Source organism: Streptomyces sp. NPDC001220, from assembly GCF_053597895.1.
Window position 1 is genome coordinate 36,171 of the sequence record NZ_JBSFJE010000011.1, and the last position, 17,360, is coordinate 53,530.

Here is a 17,360-nt window from a genome sequence, read left to right on the forward strand (position 1 = left end):
TTATGCGTTGGGCCGCATAAGTAGCCGTTACTCGCTGGTTTCGAATGCTTAACCACTGGGCATGAGCCGTAAGCACCGCAGGCAAGGACGCCTGGCGTGCACCTGTGGGGTGTCGGCGACGCTCACCCCCGCCCTTGCGGACCGATGGACACGGATCTGTCCGGATCGGTCCCCCACCACCTTCACCGCATGAGCGGTACGCCGCCGTAAACCCCTACGGCGTCCGCATGTTGGAACGGTGTATCCAGTTCCCGAGAACCGCTCCATCATGTAACCTGCGTGAAATTTCGCAACAAAAACGCAGAGGGCCAGCGTCGTCCCTCGGCACCTGCTATACGCCACTGACGACGACGGGAGAGCCGATGCGTACGCCGCGCCAGCCGTCCCAGCACTCCACGAATGGCCTGAACTGGTCGTTCATGGATGCTCGCCCTGCTGCGCAGGGTATGTACGACCCCCGCAACGAGCATGACGCCTGTGGCGTCGGCTTTGTGGCCACCCTCACCGGCGAGGCGAGCCACGCGCTGGTCGAGCAGGCGCTCACGGTTCTGCGCAACCTCGAGCACCGCGGCGCGACCGGCTCCGAGCCCGACTCCGGCGACGGCGCCGGCCTGCTCTCCCAGGTGCCCGACGCCTTCTTCCGCGAGGTGGCCGAATTCGAACTGCCGCCGGCCGGGTCGTACGCCGTCGGTATCGCCTTCCTTCCGGAGGACGGCATCCAGGACGCCGTCTCACAGATCGAGACGATCGCCGGCGAGGAGGGCCTCACCGTCCTCGGCTGGCGCGAGGTTCCGGTCGCCCCGGAACTGCTCGGCGCCACCGCCCGCTCCACCATGCCGGTCTTCCGGCAAATCTTCGTGACCGACGGCGCCAGCGAGGGCATCGCGCTGGACCGCCGGGCGTTCGTGCTGCGCAAGCGCGCCGAGCGCGAGGTGGGCGTCTACTTCCCCTCGCTGTCCGCCCGGACCATCGTCTACAAGGGCATGCTGACCACCGGCCAGCTGGAGCCCTTCTTCCCGGACCTGTCCGACCGTCGCTTCGCATCCGCGATCGCGCTCGTGCACTCCCGGTTCTCCACCAACACCTTCCCGTCGTGGCCGCTCGCGCACCCCTACCGCTTCGTCGCCCACAACGGTGAGATCAACACCGTCAAGGGCAACCGCAACTGGATGGTCGCCCGCGAGTCCCAGCTGGTCTCCGACCTGTTCGGCCCGCAGGAGAAGTTGGACCGGGTCTTCCCGATCTGTACGCCCGACGCCTCCGACTCGGCCTCCTTCGACGAGGTGCTGGAACTCCTGCACCTCGGCGGCCGCTCGCTGCCGCACTCGGTGCTGATGATGATCCCGGAGGCGTGGGAGAACCACGACTCCATGGACCCGGCCCGGCGCGCCTTCTACGGCTTCCACTCCACGATGATGGAGCCCTGGGACGGCCCCGCCTGTGTCACCTTCACCGACGGCTCCCAGGTCGGCGCCGTTCTCGACCGCAACGGTCTGCGCCCGGGCCGTTACTGGGTCACCGACGACGGCCTGGTCGTGCTCGGCTCCGAGGTCGGCGTCCTCGACATCGACCCCGCCAAGGTCGTCCGCAAGGGCCGGCTGCAGCCCGGCCGGATGTTCCTCGTCGACACCGTCGAGCACCGCATCATCGAGGACGACGAGATCAAGGCGGGCCTCGCCGCCGCACAGCCCTACGCCGAGTGGCTCGAGGCCGGCGAGATCGAGCTGAGCGACCTGCCCGAGCGCGAGCACATCGTGCACACCCACGCCTCGGTCACCCGCCGCCAGCAGACCTTCGGCTACACCGAGGAGGAGCTGCGCGTCATCCTGGCGCCGATGGCCAAGGCCGGTGCCGAGCCGATCGGCTCCATGGGCACCGACTCGCCGATCGCGGCGCTGAGCGAGCGCCCGCGGCTGCTCTTCGACTACTTCACCCAGCTGTTCGCGCAGGTCACCAACCCGCCGCTGGACGCGATCCGCGAAGAGCTGGTGACGAGCCTGCGCTCGTCGCTCGGCCCCGCGGGCAACCTGCTCGACCCGAACGCCGCCTCCTGCCGCTCCGTCGTGCTGCCCTTCCCTGTGATCGACAACGACGAGCTGGCCAAGCTCATCCACATCAACGCCGACGGCGACATGCCCGGCTTCAAGGCCGCGACCCTGTCCGGCCTGTACCGGGTCTCCGGCGGCGGCGACACCCTCGCCGCGCGGATCGAGGAGATCTGCGCCGAGGCCGACGCGGCCATCGGGAACGGCGCCCGGCTGATCGTCCTGTCGGACCGGCACTCGGACGCCGAGCACGCGCCGATCCCCTCGCTGCTGCTCACCGCGGCCGTCCACCACCACCTCATCCGCACCAAGCAGCGCACCCAGGTGGGCCTGCTGGTCGAGGCCGGTGACGTCCGCGAGGTCCACCACGTGGCCCTGCTGATCGGCTTCGGCGCCGCCGCCGTCAACCCCTACCTGGCCATGGAGTCCGTCGAGGACCTGACCCGCGCGGGCACCTTCCTGCCGGGCATGGAGTCCGAGCAGGCCATCCGCAACCTGATCTACGCCCTCGGCAAGGGCGTCCTCAAGGTCATGTCCAAGATGGGCATCTCCACGGTCGCCTCCTACCGGGGCGCCCAGGTCTTCGAGGCCGTCGGTCTCGACACCGCGTTCGTCGAGAAGTACTTCAACGGCACCGCCACCAAGATCGGCGGCGTCGGCATCGACGTCATCGCCAAGGAGGTCGCCGCCCGCCACGCCAAGGCGTACCCGGCCTCCGGCATCGCGCCGGCCCACCGCGCCCTGGACATAGGCGGCGAGTACCAGTGGCGCCGCGAGGGCGAGCCGCACCTGTTCGACCCGGAGACGGTCTTCCGCCTCCAGCACTCGACGCGTGCCAACCGCTACGACATCTTCAAGAAGTACACGGACCGGGTGAACGAGCAGTCCGAGCGGCTCATGACGCTCCGCGGGCTCTTCGGCTTCAAGTCCGGTACCGAAGGCCGCGCGCCGATCTCCGTCGACGAGGTCGAGCCGGTCTCCGAGATCGTCAAGCGCTTCTCCACCGGCGCCATGTCCTACGGCTCCATCTCGCGCGAGGCCCACGAGACCCTCGCCATCGCCATGAACCAGCTGGGCGGCAAGTCCAACACCGGTGAGGGCGGCGAGGACCCGGACCGGCTGTACGACCCGGCGCGGCGCAGCGCCATCAAGCAGGTCGCGTCCGGCCGCTTCGGCGTGACCTCCGAGTACCTGGTCAACGCCGACGACATCCAGATCAAGATGGCCCAGGGCGCCAAGCCCGGCGAGGGCGGCCAGCTGCCCGGCCACAAGGTCTACCCGTGGGTCGCCAAGACCCGGCACTCCACCCCGGGCGTCGGCCTGATCTCCCCGCCGCCGCACCACGACATCTACTCCATCGAGGACCTGGCCCAGCTGATCCACGACCTCAAGAACGCGAACCCGCAGGCGCGGATTCACGTCAAGCTGGTCTCGGAGGTCGGCGTCGGCACGGTCGCCGCCGGTGTGTCGAAGGCGCACGCGGACGTCGTGCTCATCTCCGGCCACGACGGCGGCACGGGTGCCTCCCCGCTGACCTCGCTGAAGCACGCGGGCGGTCCCTGGGAGCTCGGTCTCGCCGAGACCCAGCAGACCCTGCTGCTCAACGGCCTGCGGGACCGGATCGTGGTCCAGACCGACGGCCAGCTGAAGACGGGCCGTGACGTGGTCATCGCCGCGCTGCTCGGCGCCGAGGAGTTCGGTTTCGCGACCGCGCCCCTCGTCGTCTCCGGCTGCATCATGATGCGCGTCTGCCACCTGGACACCTGCCCGGTCGGCGTCGCCACCCAGAACCCGGTGCTGCGCGACCGCTTCTCCGGCAAGGCCGAGTACGTCGTCAACTTCTTCCGGTTCATCGCCGAGGAGGTCCGCGAGATCCTCGCCGAGCTGGGCTTCCGCTCCATCGAGGAGGCCGTCGGCCACGCGGAGGCGCTCGACGTCACCCGCGCCGTGAACCACTGGAAGGCGCAGGGCCTGGACCTGGCCCCGCTCTTCCACGTGCCCGAGCTGCCCGAGGGCGCGGCCCTGCACCAGACCGTCCGGCAGGACCACGGCCTGGAGAAGGCCCTGGACAACGAGCTGATCAAGCTCGCCTCGGACGCTCTGGCCGCCTCCAGCGCCACCGACGCCCAGCCGGTGCGCGCCCAGATCAAGGTGCGCAACATCAACCGCACGGTCGGCACCATGCTCGGCCACGAGGTGACGAAGAAGTTCGGCGGCGCGGGCCTGCCCGACGACACCATCGACATCACCTTCACCGGCTCGGCCGGCCAGTCCTTCGGCGCCTTCCTGCCGCGCGGTGTCACGCTCCGCCTGGAGGGCGACGCCAACGACTACGTCGGCAAGGGCCTCTCCGGCGGCCGGGTCATCGTGCGCCCCGACCGCAACGCCGACCACCTCGCCGAGTTCTCCACCATCGCCGGCAACACCATCGCGTACGGCGCGACCGGCGGCGAGCTGTTCCTGCGCGGTCGCACCGGCGAGCGGTTCTGCGTCCGCAACTCCGGTGCGCTGGTGGTCTCGGAGGGCGTGGGCGACCACGGCTGCGAGTACATGACCGGCGGTCACGCGGTGGTCCTGGGCGAGACGGGCCGTAACTTCGCGGCCGGCATGTCCGGTGGCATCGCCTACGTCATCGACCTGAACCGCGACAACGTCAACGTCGGCAACGTGGACGCCGTCGAGGCCCTGGACGACACGGACAAGCAGTGGCTGCACGACGTGGTGCGCCGGCACGCCGAGGAGACGGGCTCCACGGTCGCCGAGAAGCTGCTCGCCGACTGGGACACGGCCGTGCGGCGGTTCAGCAAGATCATCCCCAGCACGTACAAGGCAGTGCTCGCCGCCAAGGACGCCGCCGAGCGAGCGGGTCTCTCCGAGACCGAGATCACCGAGAAGATGATGGAGGCGGCGATCAATGGCTGACCCGAAGGGCTTCCTGACCCACGGCCGTGAGGTCGCCCGGACCCGTCCCGTCACCGAGCGCGTCCAGGACTGGAACGAGGTCTACGTCCCCGGCTCGCTGCTGCCGATCATCAGCAAGCAGGCCGGCCGGTGCATGGACTGCGGGATCCCGTTCTGCCACAACGGCTGTCCGCTCGGGAACCTGATCCCCGAGTGGAACGACTTCGCCTACCGCGAGGACTGGACGGCCGCCTCGGAGCGCCTGCACGCGACCAACAACTTCCCCGAGTTCACCGGTCGCCTCTGCCCGGCCCCGTGCGAGTCGGCGTGTGTGCTCGGCATCAACCAGCCGGCCGTCACCATCAAGAACGTCGAGGTCTCGATCATCGACAAGGCGTGGGACGCGGGCACCGTCGCCCCGCAGGCCCCGGAGCGCCTGTCCGGCAAGACCGTCGCCGTGATCGGCTCGGGCCCGGCGGGCCTCGCCGCCGCCCAGCAGCTCACCCGGGCCGGCCACACGGTCGCCGTCTACGAGCGCGCCGACCGTGTCGGCGGCCTGCTCCGCTACGGCATCCCCGAGTTCAAGATGGAGAAGCGGCACATCAACCGCCGCATCGAGCAGATGCGCGCGGAGGGCACCCGCTTCCGTACCGGTATCGAGATCGGCCGCGACCTCAAGGCGACCGACCTGAAGAAGCGGTACGACGCGATCGTGATCGCCGCCGGTGCCACCACCGCCCGTGACCTCCCGGTCCCCGGACGGGAGCTGAAGGGCGTCCACCAGGCGATGGAGTACCTGCCGCTGTCGAACAAGGTCCAGGAGGGCGACTACGTCACCTCCCCGATCTCGGCCGAGGGCAAGCACGTGGTCGTCATCGGCGGCGGCGACACCGGCGCGGACTGCGTGGGCACCGCCCACCGCCAGGGCGCGGCCTCGGTCACCCAGCTGGAGATCATGCCCAGGCCGGGCGAGGACCGGGCGCCGCACCAGCCGTGGCCGACCTTCCCGATGCTCTACAAGGTCACCTCGGCGCACGAGGAGGGCGGTGAGCGGGTCTACTCCGTCTCCACCACCCACTTCGAGGGCGACGAGGACGGCAACGTCCAGTGGCTGCACCTCACCGAGGTGGAGTTCATCGACGGCAAGCTGACCCCCAAGCCGGGCACCGAGCGCCGGATCCCGGCCCAGCTGGTCACCCTCGCGATGGGCTTCACCGGCACCGACCGGGACAACGGCCTGGTCGAGCAGTTCGGTCTCGACCTCGACGAGCGCGGCAACGTCGCCCGCGACGCCGGCTTCCAGACCAACGTGCCCGGTGTCTTCGTCGCCGGGGACGCCGGCCGTGGCCAGTCCCTGATCGTCTGGGCGATCGCGGAGGGCCGCTCGGCCGCCAAGGGCGTCGACCGCTTCCTGACCGGTGCGAGCGAACTCCCGGCCCCGATCCGCCCGACGGACCGCTCGCTGATGGTCTGACCCACCCCGAAGAACGTCCCGTACAAAGGCGTACGGAACACCATGCGGCGCCTGCCCGCCAGTCCCCGACCGGACGACTGGGCAGGTGCCGCAGCATGTGTGCTACTTGCCGGACCCACCCGGCCAGGCCCAGGTGACGACGACTGCCGTGGCGATCGCGAGCACGCCGGCGAATCCGAGCCACCGCGCTCCCTCGACGAGCCGCCAGATCTGGCGGGTACGCTCCCGCTCCCAGCGCAGCAACCGCCCCGCCTCCAGGAGGATCTCCTCACCCGGGCGTCCGTGTACGGCGCTCACGCTCAGCCACGATGCGGTGATCAGCGCGAGGAATCCGGTCCCGAGCAGCGCGGTCACACTCCATCGCACGGCCTCGCCGAGCTTCGTGACATCTTCCTGCCCTTTCAGCACGAAGACGGCGGACAGCAGCCCGGTGAGGGAGGCGAGGAAGTTCCGGTACCCCTCGGCCTGGCGCAGAGCCTCCTGCAACTGCCGCTCGGACAGCGACAGTTCGGGTATACGGCGGTCGGCCTCCCGGAGTTGCCGAGGGGTGGGCGTGTAGGTCACGGTGTGCCTCCGGCCTGGCGCGGGGGTGCGATCGCGAGGAGGGCACCGCACCCCAGGGGCTCGCTCGCCGGGCGGTTCATGTGCAGGGTGCGGCACTGGCAGACCGAGTAGTACGGCTCGGGCCCCGGTTCCTTCCGCCGCCCCAGGAAACCGCCCTTGCCGACGGGCGGCTGGCCGAAGCTCCAGGTCCGCCGCATGGCACAGCCGCAGACAGGACAGACCCCGGCGGCCTCGTACACGGCATCGTCTCCGGTCCCCCGTACGGTCCACTGGAAGGTCAGTACGGGGGTGTGGACGGCGTCGGGGTCGTAGGGGATGGGAGCGGTCACTCGGGGGTGCCTTCCGTCGCTTCGGGAGGGAGGTCGGGGTCGAGTTCGAGGGAGAAGAGGCCCGAGTAGCAGGCGAGCCGCTCCCGGACCGCGGCCTCGGAGAGGTCGGTCTCCTCCGAACACAGGGTGATGTGGTCCCGGGGGACGGCACCGGCCAGGGCGGGGTGCCGGCCGGTCAGCTGCTCGGTGAGGACGATCAGGTCCCGCCAGTCGGGGATGAGGTCACCTTCTTCAGAGGTGGGCCTGCGGACGGTGACTTCGAGACCCAGGCAGGACAGCGGGGCGTAGCGGTCGTAGGTCCGGCCCAGGGTCCAACCGAAGCGACCGGCTGTGCGGACGAGTTCGAGGGGGCCGAGGGGGCCTTCGCCGATGAGGCCTGGGTCGAAGGCGGCGAGGTCGAAGATGTCCGGGGTGAAGCGGTCGAGGGCGGCGGCTTCGGCAGGGGTGCACCGGGGTGGAGCGGCTCCCAACGGAGTGAAGCGGCCCAGGCGCTCGACGGAGGCGGCGATGCTGCGGTGGGTGTCCTGGGCGTGCTTGAGCAGCCTCTGGACGGTGAGTGTGGGATAGAAGCCCTTCCCCATGGAGACAAGGGCCGTGACGTCGCTGTGAGTCGCCTGGAGATCGAGGACTTTGGGTGAGGTCGGAGCGACACCGAGCGGCAAGGGCTGCTCCTCGTCGGTCAGCCGATCGAAGAGGTCTCCGATCGAGAGCCGCTCGAACGCGCTCAGCTCGGTCAGGAGGCACAGGCTCACGCCCCCTCGGTCCACTTCGAGTTTGTTCCGGAGGTTCCTTTTGGGCTTCAGAGGGTGATCCAGGACGCCGAGTTGGCGCACGACCCGGTCCTTCGACACTTCGAAGTCGGAGGAGAGTAGACCGGCCGCCGAAAGAAGACGCAAGGCCTCTTCGGTGTCATGGGCTTCGGCCGTGACGGAGTGCGAGTCAGTCCTGGCGCCGCTGCCCCTGTACACAGCGATGACGAATTGCCACGGGGATACGTCCTCCCACTGGCCGACGCTCATTCTCTTCAGCACGGTGACGGCCTGTCCGGCGGGGATGACGTCGGAGATCTCGGTGGGAGGCTGCGCGGCGCGGATTCCCGTCACCGGAGTCAGAGCATTCACTCGCGAGGCGACTTCGCTCGGCCGTATCTCCAGCTCGGCGGCGATCAGGAGCAGGTCGGCGACGGACAGATCACTGTCGCGATAACGGGTGTTGCGGGTGTAGTTCCCCCTCGGAACGGTGAACAGGGTCTGTTCCGGCGCGGGGAGCGGCCCGTGGGAGAGCGCGGCCTGTGAGGGCTCGGACCGGAGGGAGAACCCGAGCGGCCCGAAGTGCCGGACGCGCGCCGCCAGAGTGTGGACGGAGCCACTGGGGTTGGGTCGGGTGAGAAGGTCCATGACGTGCAACGTGCCGGGCCACATGGGGCCATCGGGACTTCTGTAGCCGCGGTCCACCAGCATTATCCCGTCACGCAGGGTGGGAACCTCGGAGGCGAGTTCGGTGCTCAGTTCAGGGCCGGCCGGAAGCTCCGGTTGCCAGGTCCGGAGCTGTTCCAGAAGAGCGGCGGCGGCACCGAGGCTCAGCCGGTGTGTCGCGGCGACCTGGAGGAGCGGTGAGTGGACCGCGGGCCGAAGCCAGTCGGCGGCGTTACCGCGCAACAGCACGTGCTGGTATCCGGTGGCCAGCATCAGCAGGGCGCCGGAAGGCCGGACATCGCCTAGTTTCCGGATGTCCGCGGCCGCGGGAACCTCGATACCGATGATCGCGTAACGGCGCAGGGCCCGTAGCACCGTACCCAGCGGCACTCCCGCCCGGACCGAGGCTCTGATCACCGAGACCCACCCGTCCGGGTCACGCTCCGTCTGGAAGAGCACGGAGTCCATGCTCCCCGGCGTCGGATAGCCGGGAGGCGCGAAGGGGGCTCTGTCGTGGCGCAGGAGGCCCAGACGCGTCGAACGCCATGCGTTCGCGAGAACGCTTTCGTACCTACCCATACGGAACGACAGCTGGCCCTTGGCACGCTCGCCCTCCCTGTCCATGGGCAAGCAGCCCGCCGTGGCCAGGGGCACCAAACGAGCCGGGCGTTTGGCCCAATCCGGCTGCTCCACAACGGCTTGTGCGTGGGCCGGCAACGAGTCGAGTACCGCGATGGCGAACTGGGACGACGTCGTCGCGAGATCCCACAGCCAGCTCATGCGCACCGTGTTCCACTGAGCCGCCGCCCTGGGGACCGATGCGAGCAGTTCGGTTCTCACCACGTCGGCGTCGTAGGAAATAAGTGTGTTGCGGTCCACGCTGGGCTCCGGGCGGTGCCGTTCCCGCAGGTTGATGACGTAGCCGTACTCCTCCGTATCGGCATTGCTCCTGATCCGCACACCGTCCAGCAGCCACACCCTGGGCCCCTGCACCAGCCAGACGTCCCGCGAACCCTGTACCGCTTCGAAGGTCCAGTGCGCCGGGTCGGGAGTCGTGAGCACGCCGGGCTTCCAACGGTTCTTGCGGACCGGGTCATCGGCCGGGTTCCGCCCGAGTTCCACCGCCTCCACGGCGAAGTCCGCCACCCAGAGAAACGACTCCAACGTCTCCACCAGTGAGGGCAGCCGGTCCTCGTCCTGCCCCAGGTACAGGCGCACCCGCGTGCCACCCTCCAGGGTCACCGTCGGGTCGTCGCTGATCCGCAGCAGTCCCGACCCGGACTGGATGTCTGCTCGCAGGGGATCCAACCGCTCCGCCCGCCCGTAGTGGTCCACCGGACTCGTCCAGACGACCACCTCCTCGGCCAGCATGAAGTAGCTGAACACTCCGATCCCGAAGCGTGAGTTGAGCGGCATCTCACTCAGTCCCGCCCGCCGCCAGTTGCGCCGCTCCTGGACGAACTCGGGGTCTTGCTCGTACCGCTTGCCGGCTCTGGCGAACATCGACGTCAGCTTCGCGCGGCTCATGCCCGAGCCGTTGTCCGTGCATTCGATGTACGGCCTGCCGTCCCTGTCCCAGCCCTGGGTGAAGCTGATCTTCGGGGTCCAGTCGAGCTCGGGCCGCCCCCGCATCACCCCGTACTGGCGCCGCATGTCCCGGTAGCGGCAGGCGTCGAGCGCGTTCTGGTACAGCTCGCGCACCGCCAGCATGCGATCGCCGTAGAGCTGCGTGCCCATGAGCAGCGGGCGGATCTCGTCCTCGGCCAGTCGGAAGCGCTCCAGGGGCTGCTTGTACCGGTCGTCCAGAGGGACGAGCTGCTCGCTGGTGACCCGCTCCGGGAAGCCCCGGAGCAGGGCCGGTGGCGTGGTGCGCTGCTTCTGCCACTCCAGGTGCAGCAGGCTCACCGTGGTGTTGGCCCGCGCGGCCAGTTCCTCGGCCGCCACATGGAGCGCCGGATGCGGGCAGGCGAACCGGACGGTGAGCTCGTAGGGGCCGTTCTCTGTCTCACCGAGCGGTGCCGCATCGTAGCCGAAGTCGGCCGACAGCGCCGCCACGACCTCTGCGGGGGCGAGTGGTTCATGGGCGCCGAGATGGTCGACCAGCACGCTGGACATACGGCGTGGGTCGGCGGCGAGCAGACCGGCCGTCCACAACAGGCGCGCCAGGTCGGGGGCGCGCCACTGGTTGCCCGGCACCGGAGGGTAGAGCCGCCACTCGTCGCCGCCGGGAGTGTCGTTGATGCGAGGACTGGAGCTGGGCTGCACCGCGAGATGGCCGAGAACCTGACGCAGCTGGCCGTCGACGGCGGCCCGGGCAGCGGGGCGTACGGGGGCCGCCGAGGGGTCCCCTCCCGAGTCGAGGACGGCGCCGGCCAGCAGGTCGAGGATCCTGTCCACGGAGGGGTAGGCGCCGGTGCGTTCCCACAGCAGGTCCCACTCCGTGATGAACCGGTGCCGCAGCCAGTGGTCGGCGGCGGCCGCCTGCTCCTGGAGGCCACGTCGGCGCAGGGTCGCGGTGGCGCGCCGGACCTGGGAGTGCGCGCGGCACACGTCGTGGGCGGCGCCCCGGACCAGGTGGTCGTGGCCGTCGGCCGGTTCGTCCGGCGCCGCCTTGACGTCCATGCCGTCGGGCATCGTCCGGCGCAGTTCCTCCAGCGCGATGGCGACGATGCCCTCGTGGACGACCGGCGCGGCGAGCAACGCCGCCGTCTCGGCGGGCGACAGCAGGTCCCGTCCCTCCAGCCCGGCCCGCTTCACCAGGATGCCCAACTGCTCCACCACCCGGACCGGATAGGTGGGATCGGCCCAGGGATCGGCGCGATGCGCCCCCTCCGTGGACAGCGAGTCCACGATGTGCTCGACGAGCGCGCCCAGCCGTTTTCGTACCCGCTCGTGCACGGCGGCGCCGCCCGAGGTGTACTCCCACAGACAGGAGGTCTCGATCATCGTGGTCCAGCGGTAGACCTCCTGCGCGCCCTCGCACAGCACCGGGCTCGGGGACTCGTCGCCCCTGCCGTGCGGGACGTACCGCTCTAAGGTGGGCGGCTGGACTCCCGCGTCGGAGGCGGTCCGGCGTACGGCGGCCTGGGTGTACCGGACGAGGTCGGTGAAGGTGGTCGGCTGGGTCGTCGGGGCGAGCGCCTTGGCGAGTGCGCGGCCGAACCAACTGCCCTCCTGCGGATCCGCGTAGGAGCGCTGGCCCCGGCCGCAGCTGTACAGCCAGTACACGTCCTCTTCGGCCGTCAGTACCGTCTTCCTGCTCTGTTCGGACGCGGCCGTCGGGTCCTCGGTACGGCAGGTGTCCAGGCAGACAACGGTGGTCACGCCAGCGGGCAGGCCGTCGAGCAGACCCTCGGGGTCGGCGGGTATCAGCGTACGGTCGAGCAGAGGTCGTACGCCGTCCTGGGCGGCGCGGCCGGGTTGAGTGTCGGCGGGCAGCAGGTAATCGCGCTTGCCGAGTGTCACGCCGTGGCAGGAGATGTACAGGAACGCCGTGTCCCCGGGCTCGCACGCGTCGAAGAACTCCTGCAGTGCACCCAGCAGCTCGGATCCCCCCGGATCGGTCAGCTGCCGTACCTCGTAAAGAGACTGACGCAGTGACCGGCCGACGAGTTCGACGTCCTCGGACGCGCCCTCGAGCGCCGGGAAGTGTTCGGCGAGATGCACGTCCTTCTCCAGCGAGGGTGTGTGCCCCACCCCGACGACGAGCGCCCGCCGCCGGCCCTGCGCCGGACCCTCCGTCTGCTCGGCCCCCATCCGCTTCCCCTCAGGTCACCCGAAACGAGTCAGCAATCATCCCAGAGCGCCAGGCCTGATGAGATGGATTCGCATCGGTCGTGGCGCCGCCGTCGAAGTCGTGATCACGTAGTCTCGGCTCCTGACCGAGGGCGAGGGGGATCAGGGCATGGCCGCGATCAGTCTCAGCAAGGTGGCGGAGAGCGCGCCCGCGCTGGTCGGGGCGTACCGGTCGGCGGGGATCTCCCTCACCAAGCACGGACTCGACGGACTCCGGGCCGCCGTCTACCTGGTCGTCGACTACTCCGGTTCCATGAAGCCGTACTACGCCGACGGCAGTGTGCAGGCCCTCGCCGACCGGGTGCTGGGCCTCTCCGCGCACCTGGACGACGACGGCCGGGTCCCCGTCGTCTTCTTCTCCACCGACGTCGACGCGGTCACCGACATCGAACTCGCCGAGCACGAGGGCCGTATCGAGAAGATCGCGGCCGGGCTCGGGCACATGGGGAAGACCAGCTACCACCTGGCCATGGACGCCGTCATCGACCACTACCTCGACAGCGGCGCCACCGAGCCCGCCCTGGTCGTCTTCCAGACCGACGGCGGCCCGATCAACAAGCTCGCCGCCGAGCGCTACCTGTGCAAGGCGGCCAGGCTGCCGCTGTTCTGGCAGTTCGTCGGCTTCGGCGACCCGCACAGCAAACAGTTCGACTTCCTGCGCAAGCTCGACGAACTGGCGGTGCCGGGCAGGCGGGCCGTGGACAACGCGGGCTTCTTCCACGCCGGTTCGGACCCGACGAAGGTGCCGGACGGTCAGCTGTACGACCGTCTCGTCGGCGAGTTCCCGCAGTGGCTGGCGGCGGCGCGCGCGGCGGGCATCGTACGGGCCGGCTGATCCGGTGGACGCCGCCGACCCGGCTGACTTTACGTCGCCCCGTTGGCTGTCGGGGGCCTGTCGTGCCACCCTGAGGGTGATCCGGCGGGGAGGCGACGCGACGTATGGACGACGCGGCACGAACGGTGAACGGCTCGGTACGGGTGGGGACTTCGGCGAGCAGGGAGAACCCGCCGGGCAAGGGTGAGAAGCTCGCGGACTGGGCCGACGGGCGCCTCGGGATATACGGCCTGGCCAAGGCCAACATGCGCAAGGTGTTCCCGGACCACTGGTCCTTCATGCTGGGCGAGGTCTGCCTCTACAGCTTCCTCATCCTGATCCTCACGGGCATCTACCTGACGCTCTTCTTCGAGCCCAGCGGCGCCGAGGTCGTCTACCACGGCTCCTACGGGCCGATGAACGGCATCATCATGACCAAGGCGTACGAGTCGACGCTGCACATCAGCTTCGACGTACGCGGCGGACTGCTGATCCGGCAGATCCACCACTGGGCGGCGCTGGTCTTCGTCGCCGGGATGTTCGTCCACATGATGCGGGTGTTCTTCACCGGCGCCTTCCGCAAGCCGCGCGAGGTCAACTGGCTGTTCGGCTGGACCCTGTTGTTCCTCGCCATCCTCACCGGCCTGACCGGCTACTCGCTCCCGGACGACCTGCTCTCCGGCACCGGCGTCCGGTTCGCCGACGGCGCCATCCTGTCGATCCCGATCGTCGGGTCGTACATCTCGATGTTCCTGTTCGGCGGGGAGTTCCCGGGCCACGACATCATCTCCCGGTTCTTCCCGATCCACGTCCTGCTGCTCCCCGGGATCATGCTGGGACTGGTGGTGGCCCATCTGATCCTGGTCTTCTACCACAAGCACACCCAGTACCCCGGGCCCGGACGCGACCAGAAGAGCGTCGTCGGCATGCCCTTCCTGCCGGTCTACATGGCCAAGGCCGGCGGCTTCTTCTTCCTCACCTTCGGCATCCTCGCGATCATCGGCGCCATCGCCACCATCAACCCGGTGTGGGCCTTCGGCCCCTACCGCCCGGACCTGGTGACGACCGGCGCCCAGCCCGACTGGTACCTCGGCTTCTCCGAGGGCCTGATCCGCGTGATGCCCGGCTGGGAGATCAATGCCTGGGGCCACACCCTGGCACTGGGTGTCCTCATCCCCTTCTCGCTCTTCCCGCTCTTCCTCCTGGCCATCGGCGTCTACCCGTTCGTCGAGGCGTGGATCACCGGCGACAGGCGTGAGCACCACATCCTCGACCGGCCGCGCAACGTCCCCGTCCGCACCGCCCTCGGCGTGGCCTGGCTCAGCGTCTACTTCGTCCTCCTGATCGGCGGCGGCAACGACATCGTCGCCACCCATCTCCATCTCTCCATCAACTCGATCACCTGGTTCGTGCGGATCTCCGTCTTCGTCGTCCCCGTCCTCGCCTTCGTCACCACCAAGCGGATCTGCCTCGGCCTGCAGCGCCGGGACCGCGACAAGGTGCTGCACGGCAGGGAGACCGGCCTCATCAAGATGCTTCCGCACGGCGAGTACATCGAGGTCCACGAACCCCTCAGCCAGGGCAGTCTGTTCGTCCTCACCCAGCACGAACAGAACCCGCCGTACGAGATCGGCCCGCTGGCGGACGCGAACGGGGTACGCCGAAAGGTCACGGTCGTCCAGCGGATGCGCGCGAGCCTGGCGAAGGGCATGTTCGGCCCGGACACCCACATCCCGAAGCCGACGCAGGAGGAGTACAAGGAACTGACGAGTGGGGATCACCACTGAGCGCCGTGAGTGGAGCGCCCCGAAAGGGGCGCGGGGCTGCATCGGATATGCGGCTACCGCCGCGTGCGCGCGATCAGCCCCCACCGGCCTGCGGCCGAGGACCATCGAGAACCACCCGTCGGCACTCCTCCGGCGTCCCCCAAGCCGCCCGCAGCGCCCGCGCCTTGGCCAGCCACAACGACAGGTCGTACTCCGCCGTATAGCCGATCGCCCCGTGCAGCTGCAGCGCGGCTCTGGAGCCGAGGTACGCCGCCTCGCACGCGCCGAGCTTCGCCGCGGCCACATCCGACGGAGTCATCGTCACCGCCGCCCCGAGGACCACCGGCCGGGCGAACTCCAGCGCGATCTTCACATCGGCCAGCCGGTGCTTCACCGCCTGGAACGAGCCGACGGGCACCCCGAACTGACTCCGCTGCTTCACATACGCCACCGTGCTGTCGAGCAGTGCCAGCCCGACCCCCAGCGCCTGCGCGGCCACCGCCAGCCGCGCCCAGGTCAGCGCACCTGCCCACGCCGGCTCCGCGCTGATCAGCTCGCCGACCGGGGCGAGCGGGGTGAGCCGGCGCGCGGGGTCCAGGGACCGGCGTACCGCACCGGCGCCGGGGGACAGCCGCAAGCCCTCCGGCGTCGCGGCGAGCCGCACATCCGCCGCGTCCCCGTCCAGCGCGTACCCGTACCCGTGCTCGGCGACCGTCACCGTCGCCAGGGTCTCTCCCGAGGCGATCCCGGGCAGGAACCGCTTGGCGAGATCCGGGCTCTCACCGAGCAGCACCGCCGCGGCCACCGTCTCCACCAGTGGGCCGGGCACCGCATAGCGCCCCAACTCCACAAAGGCAAGCGCGAGTTCGACGGCCCGGCGCCCTTCCCCTCCGTACTCCTCGGGCACCGCGAGACCGAACACCCCCGCCGCGCCGACACGCCCCCACAGGGCCCGTCCGCTCGTGTGCCCCCCGCGGCTCCACTCCCGTATCACCGCCGGTGTGTCCGCTGCCGCCAGCATTGCCCGCAGGGAGTCCGCGAAGTCACGTTGTGCGGTGTCGAGGCGGAAACGCATGTCAGCGGCGTCCCTTCGGCAGGCCGAGCAGGCGCTCGGCGATGATGTCGCGCTGGATCTCGTTGGTGCCCGCGTAGATGGGTCCGGCGAGCGAGAAGACGTACCCCTCGGACCACGAGGTGTCCGCCGACTCGCCCTCCGGGCCCAGCAGATCCAGAGCCGTCTCGTGCAGTGCCAGGTCCAGTTCGGACCAGAACACCTTGTTCAGGCTGGACTCGGGGCCGAGCGGCTCGCCGTCCAGGAAGCGGGCGGCGGCCGCGTAGGTGAAGAGCTGGTAGGCGCGGGCGCCGATGACGGCGTCGGCCACCCGGCCCGCGGCGGTCTCCGGGGCGCCCCGTGCCCGCCACAGGTGCAGCAACCGGTCGGCGGCGGCCAGGAACCGGCCCGGCGACCGCAGCGTCAGCCCCCGCTCGTTGGCCGCCGTCGACATCGCCGTCCGCCAGCCCTGGCCCGGCTCGCCGATCACGTCCTCGTCGGGTACGAACACCTCGTCCAGGAAGAGTTCGGCGAAGGCCGGCTTGCCGTCGAGGCGGCCGATCGGGCGGACCGTGACCCCCGGGGCGCGCAGGTCGAACATCAGATAGGTGAGCCCCTGATGCGGCTTGGGCGTGTCCGGATCGCTGCGGAACAGGCCGAACGCGCGGTCGGCGAACGCGGCCCGTGACGACCAGGTCTTCTGGCCGACGAGCAGCCAGCCGCCGTCCGTCCGCACCGCCTTGGAGGTGAGGGAGGCCAGGTCGGAACCGGCCCCGGGCTCGGACCAGGCCTGTGCCCAGACCACCTCGCCGGTGGCCATCGACGGCAGCACCCGCGCGCGTTGTTCCTCCGTGCCGTGGTCGAAGAGGGCCGGGGCGAGCAGGCTGACGCCGTTCTGGCCGACCCGGCCCGGCGCGCCCGCCGCGTGGTACTCCTCCTCGAAGACCAGCCAGCGGACCAGCCCCGCGTCCCGGCCGCCGTACCGCTCGGGCCAGGACACCACCGACCAGCGGTCCGCGGCCAGTTCGGCCTCCCAGGCGCGATGTGCCGCGAAGCCCTCCGCGGTCTCCAGGGAGGGGAGCGGCAAGTCGGGTACGTGCTCCGCCAGCCAGGCGTGGGCCTCGGCGCGGAACTCCTCGTCGGCCGGGGTGTGGGTCAGGTCCACGGTCGTCGTCACCGTCCTTCCCTAACAAGTGTTTGGTAGGT

General features: G+C 69.9%; 9 protein-coding genes. 4 read left to right on the forward strand and 5 right to left on the reverse strand.

What is annotated here, in order from left to right:
- Positions 1-362 precede the first annotated feature (362 nt).
- Both gltB and ACWDGI_RS25610 read left to right on the forward strand, forming a co-directional pair.
- Positions 363-4,967, forward strand: coding sequence for a glutamate synthase large subunit (gene gltB / locus ACWDGI_RS25605; RefSeq protein ID WP_450762699.1), 4,605 nt, complete (start codon positions 363-365; stop codon positions 4,965-4,967).
- Positions 4,960-6,420, forward strand: coding sequence for a glutamate synthase subunit beta (locus ACWDGI_RS25610; RefSeq protein ID WP_450762701.1), 1,461 nt, complete (start codon positions 4,960-4,962; stop codon positions 6,418-6,420). Before gltB ends, ACWDGI_RS25610 begins: the two co-directional genes overlap by 8 nt.
- A gap of 102 nt (positions 6,421-6,522) precedes the next feature.
- Here the strand turns inward: ACWDGI_RS25610 and ACWDGI_RS25615 are convergent, their stop codons facing one another.
- Genes ACWDGI_RS25615 through ACWDGI_RS25625 form a run of 3 tightly spaced genes read right to left on the reverse strand, consistent with a single transcriptional unit; the run spans position 6,523 to position 12,484 of the window.
- On the reverse strand, positions 6,523-6,984 hold the full coding sequence (locus ACWDGI_RS25615; protein ID WP_450762703.1) for a hypothetical protein: 462 nt from the start codon (positions 6,982-6,984) through the stop codon (positions 6,523-6,525).
- On the reverse strand, positions 6,981-7,313 hold the full coding sequence (locus ACWDGI_RS25620) for a hypothetical protein (RefSeq protein ID WP_450762705.1): 333 nt from the start codon (positions 7,311-7,313) through the stop codon (positions 6,981-6,983). The genes ACWDGI_RS25615 and ACWDGI_RS25620 overlap by 4 nt, the downstream gene beginning before the upstream one ends.
- Positions 7,310-12,484: an HD domain-containing protein gene (locus ACWDGI_RS25625; RefSeq protein WP_450762707.1), complete on the reverse strand. Its 5,175-nt coding sequence runs from the start codon at positions 12,482-12,484 to the stop codon at positions 7,310-7,312. Before ACWDGI_RS25625 ends, ACWDGI_RS25620 begins: the two co-directional genes overlap by 4 nt.
- A gap of 148 nt (positions 12,485-12,632) precedes the next feature.
- Between ACWDGI_RS25625 and ACWDGI_RS25630 the strand changes: the two genes are divergently transcribed.
- Both ACWDGI_RS25630 and qcrB read left to right on the forward strand, forming a co-directional pair.
- Complete coding sequence (locus tag ACWDGI_RS25630) at positions 12,633-13,358, forward strand: vWA domain-containing protein (RefSeq protein WP_450762709.1); 726 nt, start codon at positions 12,633-12,635, stop codon at positions 13,356-13,358.
- A gap of 104 nt (positions 13,359-13,462) precedes the next feature.
- Positions 13,463-15,124, forward strand: coding sequence for a cytochrome bc1 complex cytochrome b subunit (qcrB, locus tag ACWDGI_RS25635; protein ID WP_450762711.1), 1,662 nt, complete (start codon positions 13,463-13,465; stop codon positions 15,122-15,124).
- A gap of 73 nt (positions 15,125-15,197) precedes the next feature.
- Here qcrB and ACWDGI_RS25640 read toward each other — a convergent pair whose 3' ends face one another.
- Positions 15,198-16,178 carry an acyl-CoA dehydrogenase family protein gene (locus ACWDGI_RS25640; RefSeq protein WP_450762713.1) on the reverse strand — a complete coding sequence of 327 codons (981 nt, stop codon included), beginning with the start codon at positions 16,176-16,178 and terminating at the stop codon, positions 15,198-15,200.
- 1 nt (position 16,179) lies between these two features.
- On the reverse strand, positions 16,180-17,319 hold the full coding sequence (locus ACWDGI_RS25645; protein WP_450763190.1) for an acyl-CoA dehydrogenase family protein: 1,140 nt from the start codon (positions 17,317-17,319) through the stop codon (positions 16,180-16,182).
- Positions 17,320-17,360 lie beyond the last annotated feature (41 nt).